Consider the following 9,756-nt stretch of genomic DNA (forward strand, 5'->3'; position numbering starts at 1 on the left):
TGGTCCCCAGCACCTTCCTCACCCTCGACGCACTCCCCCTCACCCCCAACGGCAAGATCGACCGCAAAGCCCTCCCCGCACCCGACCCCTCGGCCGCCGTCTCCGGGCTGCTCCCGGCGCGCGACGCACGAGAGCAGGCGCTGTGCGAGATCTTCGCCGAGGTCCTCGGGTTGCCCGCCGTCGGCATCGACGACAGCTTCTTCGACCTCGGCGGGCACTCGCTGCTCGCCACCAAGGTCGTGTCCCGGATCCGGGCCCGGCTGGGCGTCGAGGTCGCCGTCCGGACGCTGTTCCACGCGCCGACGGTCGCCGAGCTCGCCGCTCGCCTGGACGGCGCGGACGGTCCGGTGCGGCCCGCGCTGACCGCCGTCGAGCGCCCGGACGAGCTGCCGCTCTCCCCCGCCCAGCAGCGGCTGTGGTTCCTGAACCACCTGGAGAACGGTTCGGCCGCCTACCACCTGCCGTTCGCCGTGCGCCTCCGCGGCGACCTGGACGCGGACGCGCTGGGCGCGGCGCTGGGTGACGTCGTGGCCCGCCACGAGAGCCTGCGCACGGTCTTCCCCGACGCCGGGGGCCGGCCGCGCCAGCGGATCCTCTCCCCCACCGAGGCGCGTCCCGCGCTGCCGGTCACGGGGACGACCCGCGAGGCGCTGCCCGGGGTACTGGCCGCCGCGGCCGCCCGCGACTTCGACCTGGCGGACGGGCTGCCGCTGCGCGCCGAGCTGTTCCGGCTCTCCGACGACGAGCACGTCCTGCTCGTCGTGCTGCACCACATCGCGTCCGACGGCTGGTCCGTCGCCCCGCTGGCCCGCGACCTCGCCGAGGCGTACGGGGTGCGGCGGGCGGGCGCGGTCCCCGACCGGGCGCCGCTGCCGGTGCAGTACGCGGACTACACGCTGTGGCAGCACGGGATCCTGGACGCGCTGGCGGAGGAGCAGCTCGCCTTCTGGAAGGCGGCGCTGGACGGCATCCCGGAGGAGCTGGAGCTGCCGGCCGACCGGCCGCGGCCCACCGTCCCCAGCCGTCGCGGCGGCACGGTCGGCTTCCGTGTCGACGCCGAGGTGCACGCGGCGGTCACGGCGCTGGCCCGGGCGCAGGGCGCGAGCACCTTCATGGTGCTGCAGGCCGCGCTCGCCACGCTCCTGTCGAGCCTCGGTGCGGGCGAGGACATCCCGCTGGGCACGCCCGTCGCGGGGCGCACCGATCCGGCCCTCGACGAGCTGGTCGGCTTCTTCGTCAACACGCTGGTGCTGCGCACGGATCTGTCCGGCGACCCGACCTTCCGCGAGCTGCTCGACCGGGTCCGCACGAACGACCTGGCGGCCTACGCGCACCAGGACCTGCCCTTCGAGACGCTGGTCGACGCGCTCGCGCCGAGCCGGTCGCTGTCCCGGCAGCCGCTGTTCCAGACCATGCTGGTGCTGCAGAACAACGCCGCCGCCGACCTCGCGCTGCCCGGCCTGGACGTCGAGACGGTCCCGGTCCGCAGCGGCGCCGCCAAGCTGGACCTGGCGTTCGAGCTGACGGAGCGGCACGGGCCGGGCGGGGCGCCGGACGGGATCGACGCGGTCCTGGAGTACAGCAGCGACCTGTTCGACGAGGCGACGGCCCGGTCGATGGCGGACCGGTTCGCCCGCCTCATCGGCGTGCTGACCGGCGACCCCGACCTGCCGCTGGGCCGGGTCGACACCCTGCTGCCCGCCGAGCGCGCCCGCATCCTGGGCGAGTGGGCCGGTCCGGTCCAGGACGTCGAGACGGCCCCGGTGCACGAGCTGTACGCGGCCAGGGCGGCCGCTCAACCCTCGCACCCGGCAGTGGAGTTCGGCGCGCAGGTGCTGTCCTACGCGGAGCTGGACGCCCGCGCGAACCGGCTCGCCCATGAGCTGGCCGCCCGCGGCACCGGGCCCGGCGACCTGGTGGCCCTGCTGCTGCCGCGCTCGCCGGAGATGGTCGTCGCGCTGCTCGCCGTCCTCAAGGCGGGCGCCGCCTACCTGCCGATCGACGCAGCCTACCCGCGCGACCGCATCGGCTACATGCTCGACGACGCGCGGCCGGCGCTCGCTCTGACGATGGACGCCGAGTCCGCCGCTCTGGGCGACTCGGACGTGCCCCGGCTGCTGCTGGACGACGCTGACGTGCGTGCCGCGGTGCGGGCCCGGCCGGACCGGGTGCCGACGGACGCCGACCGGACGCGGCCGCTGACCGTGCGCGACCCCGCGTACGTCATCTACACCTCCGGTTCCACCGGGCGCCCCAAGGGTGTCGTCGTGGAGCACCGCACGGTCGCCGTGATGGTGGCCGACCAAGGTCCCCGCATGGGCATCGGCCCCGCCACCCGCTGGCTGCAGTTCGCCTCGTACAGCTTCGACGCGGCGACCTGGGAGCTGTCCATCGGGCTGCTCTCGGGCGCGACGATGATTCTGTCGACGGCCGAGGAGCGCGGCCCGGGCGCGCCGCTCGCGGAGCTGGTGGAGCGCACTGGCACCACGATGGTCTGCCTGCCGCCGACGGTCCTGTCCGCGTGGCCGGCCGACCGGCCGATGCCCGACGGCGTGCAGCTGGTCGTGGCGGGCGAGGCCTGCCCGCCGGAGCTGGTGGAGCGGTTCTCCCGCGGGCGCGTGATGCGCAACGCGTACGGGCCGACCGAGGCCACCGTCTGCGCGAGCATCAGCGAACCGCTGTCCGGCGCGGTCAAGCCGCCCATCGGGTTCCCGCTGCACAACACGCGGCTGTACGTGCTCGACGCACGGCTGCGGCCGGTGGCGCCGGGTGTGACCGGTGAGCTGTACATCGGCGGCGACCAGCTGGCCCGTGGCTATCTGCGGCGCCCGGAGCTGACCGCGAGCCGGTTCGTGGCCGACCCGTACGCCACCGCGCCGGGCGGCCGGATGTACCGCTCCGGTGACCTGGTGCGCTGGAACGCCGACGGCAGCCTCGACTACGTGGGGCGCGTCGACGACCAGGTGAAGCTGCGCGGTTTCCGCATCGAGCCGGGCGAGATCGAGGGCGTGCTGCTCGCCCGGGACGACGTCGCGCGGGCCGCGGTGATCGTCCGCGAGGACCGGCCCGGGGACAAGCGGCTCGTCGCGTACGTCGTCGCCGCGGGCGTCCCGGTGGACGTGCGGGAGATCCGCGCGCGCCTGGCCGCCGAACTGCCCGAGCACATGGTGCCGAGCGCGGTCGTCGCCCTCGACGCGCTGCCGCTCACCGGCAACGGCAAGCTGGACCGACGGGCCCTGCCCGCGCCCGACCTCACGCGGGCCGCCGAGGGGCGGGCTCCCGCGAACGAGCGGGAGGCGGCGCTGTGCCGGGCGTTCGCGGAGGTGCTCGGGCTGGAGTCGGTCGGCGCCGACGCCGGCTTCTTCGACCTCGGCGGGGACAGCATCAGCTCGATCCAGCTCGTCGGCAAGGCGCGAGAGGCCGGCCTGGCGATCACCGCGCAGGACGTCTTCGTGCACCGCACCCCGCAGGGACTGGCGCTCGCCGCCCAGGCCGTCGGACGGACCGGGACCGTGGGGGTCGGCGAAGGCACCGGACCGGTGCCGGCCACGCCGATCACCGCCTGGTTCGACGCGATCGACGGGCCGACCGACGGCTTCCACCAGGCGGCCGTCGTCCGGACGCCCGCGGGCGCCTCGTACGAACGGATCGAGGTCGCGCTGCAGACGCTGCTCGACCACCATGACGCCCTGCGCCGGCGGGGCGACGAGATCCTGGAGGCCGGGGCGGTCCGGGCCGGGGACGTGCTGCGCCGGGTCGAGGCCGGTTCCGACGATCTCGCCGTCCTCGTCCGCGAGACGGCCGCCGCAGCCCGCGGCGAACTGGCGCCCGGCCGGGGCGACGTGGTGCGCGCGGTGTGGATCGACGCCGGCGCCGCACGGCCCGGCAGGCTGCTGCTCACCCTGCACCACCTGGTGGTGGACGGCGTCTCCTGGCGCATCCTGCTGCCCGACCTGGCCCAGGCGTACGAGCACCCCGAGCGGCCCCTCGCCCCGGTCGGAACGTCCTTCCGGCAGTGGGCGCTGCTGCTCCACGAGGAGGCCGCGCGGGAGGAGCGCCGGGCCGAACTTCCGCTGTGGCGGGAGATCGCGGACGGCGGCGACCCGCCGCTCGGCGCCCGGCCGCTCGACCCCGGGCAGGACACCGCGGCGACCGCCCGGCGACTGCGGCTGGAACTGCCCGCCGCGTCCACGGCGGAGCTGCTGACGACCGTGCCTGCCGCGTTCCACGCCGAGATCAACGACGTGTTGCTGACCGCCCTCGCCCTCGCGGTGGCCGACTGGCGGCGCGGGCGCGGCGAGCGGCAGGACGTCCTCGTCGACCTGGAGGGGCACGGGCGCCAGGCGGTCGTGCCGGGCGTCGACCTGGCCCGCACGGTGGGCTGGTTCACCAGCACGCACCCGGTGCGCCTCGACGTGGGCCTGTGCGACTTCGACGAGGTGTGGGCGGGCGGGCCCGCGCTCGGCCAGGCGCTCAAGGAGGTCAAGGAGCAGCTGCGCCGGATACCGGACCACGGCATCGGTCACGGTCTGCTGAGCCGGCTCGACGCCGCTTCGGCGGCCGTGCTCGGCGGCCGCCCATCGCCGCAGCTGGGCTTCAACTACCTGGGCCGGATGGCGTTGTCGGAGCCCGGCGACTGGCAGGTCGTGCCGGAGTCGCTGGACGTCGCGGCCGGCACCGATAAGCAGATGCCGCTGCCGCACGCGCTCGGCGTCAACGCACGCACCGAGGACCTGCCCGACGGACCGCGCCTGGTCGCCGAGTGGACGTGGGCGGGGCGGACGGTCGCCGACGCGGACGCGGAGGCGATCGCGCGCGGCTGGTTCCGGGCGCTGGAGGCGCTGGCCGCGCACGCCGCACGGCCCGACGCCGGGGGCTTCACACCCTCGGACCTGGGGCTCGTCGAGGGGATCGGCCAGGACGAGATCGACGAGTTCGAGAACGAGTTCGCAGACGAGTGGGGGGACGAAGGATGAGCACGACCGCACAGGGGAAGGGCCCCGGGGCGCCGCGGGCGTCGGGCGGACTGAGCGACGTACTGCCGCTCACCCCGCTCCAGGAGGGCCTGCTCTTCCACGCCGTGTACGACCGGCGGGAACTCGACGTGTACGCGGTCCAGCTCGTCCTCGACCTGGAGGGGCCGCTCGACCGGGGCGCCCTCAGGGCGGCCGCGGCCGGCGTCCTGGCCCGGCACCCGAACCTGCGGGCGGGCTTCCGCTACCGCAAGAACGGTCAGCCGGTCCAGCTGATCCCCCGCCAGGTGCCCGTGCCGTGGCGGGAGGTGACGGAGCCGGGCGATGTGGAGGCGCTGACCGACCGGGACCGCACCGAGCCGTTCGACGTGGGCCGGCCGCCTCTGATCCGCTTCACCCTGGTCGGCACCGGCCCGGACCGCCACCGGCTCCTCGTCACCTGCCACCACATCCTGCTCGACGGCTGGTCGATGCCGCTGCTGCTGTCCGAGCTGTTCGCCGCGTACGCGGCGGGCGGCGACGTCTCGGCGCTGCCCGCCGTCACCTCGTACAAGAGCTACCTGTCCTGGCTGAACCGGCAGGACGGCCGGGCCGCCGCGGCGGCCTACGGGAAGCTGCTCGACGGCCTGGAGGAGCCCACCCGGCTGGCGCCGGCGCCGCCCGGCCGCGCCCCGGTGCTGCCCGAGCAGCACATCGCCCGGCTGGACGCCGCAGCGACGGCGCGCCTGACCGAGTGGGCGCGGGCGCGGGGCGTCACCCTGTCCAGCGTCCTGCAGGGCGTGTGGGCCGTCGTCCTCGGAGCGCTGACCGGCCGCGACGACGTGGTGTTCGGCACCACGACGTCGGGGCGGCCGCCGGAGCTGCCGGGCGTCGAGTCGATGGTCGGCCTCTTCATCAACACGCTGCCCGTGCGGCTGCGCACCAGCGCCTCGCGGACCCTCGCGGAGGTCGTGGAGTCGGCGCAGGAGCAGCACACCGCGCTCCTGCCGCACCAGCACCTGGGCCTGTCCCGCATCCAGCGGGACGCGGGCCACGGCGAGCTGTTCGACACCGTCCTGATCTTCGAGAACTATCCGCTGGACCCGGACGCCCTGCGCTCGGCCGTCCCCGGTCTGACGGTCACCGGCGTCAAGGGCCGCGACGCGACGCACTATCCGGTGTCGCTGCTCGTGCTGCCCGGCGAGGAGCTGGCGCTGCGGCTCGACCACGCCCCCGACCTGGTCACCGCCGCGGAGGCCGCCGCGCTGTCCGGGCGGGTGCTGCGGCTCCTCGCCGCCCTTCCCGACGTGGCCGACCTGCCGCTCTCCCGGCTGGAGCTGCTGGACGAGGAGGAGCGGACGACGCTGCTCGGCTCGTACAACGCCACCGCTCGCTCCTACCCGCGCCATGCCCTGCGGGAGCAGCTCGCGGCGCGGGCCGCCGCCGCCCCGGACGCGCCGGCGCTGCGCTGCGGGGCCGAGCGGCTCACCTACGCCGAGCTGCACGCCCGCGCCGACCGGCTCGCCCATGAGCTGGTGGCGCGCGGCGCGCGCCCGGGCGCCCTGGTGGCGCTCGCGCTGCCCCGGTCGACGGAGCTGATCGTCGCGACGCTCGCCGTCGTCAAGGCGGGCGCCGGCTATCTGCCGCTCGACCCCGACTACCCGGCCGACCGTATCGGCTACATGCTCGACGACGCGGCGCCCGCCCTCGTGGTCACCACGACCGGGGTCGCCGCCACGCTGTCCGCCGTCACCGAGCGCCCGCACCTGACCCTGGACACGGCGGCGGCGCTCCTCGCGGAGCGGCCCGCCGGCCCGGTGAGCACCCCCGCCCCGGACCCGCTGGAGACCGCGTACACGATCTACACCTCGGGCTCCACCGGCCGGCCCAAGGGCGTGGTCGTGCCTCAGGGCGCGCTGATCAACCTCGTGCACGACATGGGCGAGCGGTTCGGGGTGACGGGCGGGGACCGCTTCCTGTCGGTCACCACCTTCGGTTTCGACATCTCCAACCTGGAGATCTTCGTCCCGCTGCTCACCGGCGCCGAACTCGTCCTCGCCGAGCGCGACACGGTGCGCGACCCGGCCGCCCTCGCCGCGCTGGTCACCGGCAGCGACGCGACCGTCATGCAGGCCACGCCGACGCTGTGGCACGCCCTGGTCACCGAGCACCCGGAGAGCCTGGCCGGGCTGCGCGTCCTGATCGGCGGCGAGGCCGTCGACGAACCGCTCGCCGACGCGCTGCGCGCCGCGTCCCGCGAGGTCACCAACGTCTACGGGCCCACCGAGACGACGATCTGGTCGACCGCGGCCGTCCTGGACGGCGAGCGGGGCGGCGTCCCGCCGATCGGCCGCCCCGTCGCCAACACCCAGGTGTACGTCCTCGACGAGGCGCTGCGGCCCGCTCCCGCGGGGGCGGTCGGCGAGCTGTTCATCGCCGGCGACGGCGTGGCCCGCGGCTACCACGGGCGCCCGTCGCTGACCGCGACCCGCTTCGTGCCGGACCCGTTCGGTCCGCCCGGCAGCCGGATGTACCGGACCGGCGACGTCGTGCGCTGGGGCGCCGACGGGCAGATCGAGTACATCGGGCGGGCCGACCACCAAGTCAAGATCCGCGGCTTCCGCATCGAGCTCGGCGAGATCGAGTCGGCGCTCGCCGCCCACCCCGAGGTGTCCCAGGCGACGGTCGTGGCCCGCGAGGACCTGCCGGGCGGCACGCAACTGGTGGCCTACACCGTCGGCACGGCCGCTCCGGCCGCGCTGCGCGCGCACCTGACCGAGAGCCTGCCCGCGCACATGGTGCCCGCCCTGTACGTGGCGATGGACGCGCTGCCGCTCACCGCCAACGGCAAGGTCGACCGCAAGCTGCTGCCGGTGCCCGCCCAGGGCCCGCGCACCGCCGCTCGCGGACCGCGCACCCCGCAGGAGCAGCTGCTGTGCGAGGTGTTCGGCGAGGTCCTCGGGCTGCCCGCGCCCGCCGGTCCGGACGACTCGTTCTTCGAGCTCGGCGGCCACTCGCTGCTCGCGACCCGGCTCACCGGCCGGATCCGGACGGCGCTCGGCGCCGACCTGCCGGTCCGCGCGGTCTTCGACGCACCGACACCGGCGGCCCTCGCGGCCCGCGTCGCGGACGCCGGGGAGGCACGGCCCGCCCCCGCGCCGGCCGTACGCCCGGACGTGCTGCCGCTCTCCCCCGCCCAGCAGCGGCTCTGGTTCCTCGGCCGGCTGGAGGCGGACAACCCCGCGTACAACATCCCGGTCGCCGTCCGGCTGAAGGGCGCCCTCGACGTGGCCGCCCTGCGTGCGGCGGTGCGCGACGTCGTCGTGCGCCACGAGGCCCTGCGCACCCGCTTCCCGGACACCGACGGCCGCGCCCGCCAGGAGGTCCTGGACCCGGAGGCGGTACGCATCGACCTGCCGGTGACCCCGATGAGCGAGGACGCCGTACGCCGGGCGGCCCGGCGTGGCTTCGACCTGGCGGCCGACCTGCCGCTGCGGGCGGAGCTGTTCCGGGCCTCGGACGAGGAGCACGTGCTGCTGCTCGTCGTGCACCACATCGCGGCCGACGGCTGGTCGGTGGGCCCCCTGGGCGCCGACCTCGCGACGGCCTACGAGGCGCGCCGCGCGGGCGGGGCGCCGGTCCGGACGCCGCTGCCCGTGCAGTACGCGGACTACACGCTGTGGCAGCGGGAGCTGCTCGCGTCGGTGTCCGACGAGCAGCTCGGCCACTGGCGGGAGGCCCTGAAGGACCTCCCCGACGAGCTGGAGCTGCCGACCGACCGGCCGCGGCCCGCAGTCCCCGCGCACCGGGGCGGGCAGGTGGAGTTCGGCATCGACCGTGCGCTGCACGCGGCGGTCGGCGAGCTGGCCCGGTCGCGAGGCGTGAGCACGTTCATGGTGCTCCAGGCGGCGCTGGCCGCCCTGCTGTCCAAGCTGGGCGCGGGTGACGACATCCCGCTCGGCTCGCCCGTCGCGGGCCGCACGGACCCGGTGCTCGACGAGCTGGTCGGCCTGTTCGTGAACACCCTGGTGCTGCGCACCGACCTGTCGGGCGACCCCACCTTCCTCGAACTGCTCGACCGCGTCCGCGCCACCGACCTGGCCGCGTACGCGCACCAGGACCTGCCCTTCGAGGCCCTGGTCGACGCGCTCGCGCCGACCCGGTCGCTGTCCCGGCACCCGCTGTTCCAGACGATGCTCACCCTGCACAACACGCCGGAGTCGGCGGTGCGGCTGGCGGGCCTGGAGTCGGAGCCGCTGCTCCTCGGCACGGGGACCGCCAAGGCGGACCTGGCCTTCGAGCTGTTCGAACGGCGTACGGAGGAGGGTGCGGCCGACGGGATCGACGCGGTCCTGGAGTACAGCAGCGACCTGTTCGACGAGGCGACCGCGCGGTCCTTCGCCGACCGGCTCGCGCACCTGCTGGGCGTGCTCGTCGCGGCGCCGGACCGGCCGGTCCGCGAGGCCGGGGCGCTGCTGCCGGCCGAGTCCGCCGCGGTGCGGGCGGGCTGGGCGGCGACGACGGTCGAGGAGGCGTACACCGGGGTGGTGGAGCGGGTGCGGGCGCACGCCGCCGTGTGCCCGGGCCGGCTCGCGGTGCAGGACCCGACCGGGACTGCCACCTATGCCGAACTGGTGGGGCTGGCCTCGGCGTTGAGTCGTCGTCTGGTCGCGGCCGGGGTGGGCCCCGGCTCACGGGTGGCCATGCTGTGCGAGCCCGGCATCCCCTTCGTCACCGGCATCCTCGCCATCCTGGGCGCCGGAGCCGCCTGGATCCCCCTCGACCTGCGCGCCCCCCTCACCCG

2 protein-coding genes are annotated in these 9,756 nt (G+C 75.7%); both read left to right on the plus strand.

Annotated features, from left to right (window positions below; translation table 11 throughout):
- Positions 1-4,976: amino acid adenylation domain-containing protein (locus ACIOC0_RS38880; protein ID WP_402161630.1), on the plus strand; the 4,976-nt coding region annotated here is incomplete at its 5' end.
- Positions 4,973-9,756, plus strand: a 4,784-nt coding sequence (locus tag ACIOC0_RS38885; protein ID WP_402161633.1) for an amino acid adenylation domain-containing protein, incomplete at its 3' end; no start/stop codon positions are given. The genes ACIOC0_RS38880 and ACIOC0_RS38885, both read left to right, overlap by 4 nt.

It is taken from the genome of Streptomyces sp. NPDC088254 (assembly GCF_044740925.1).
Lineage (GTDB): Bacteria > Actinomycetota > Actinomycetes > Streptomycetales > Streptomycetaceae > Streptomyces.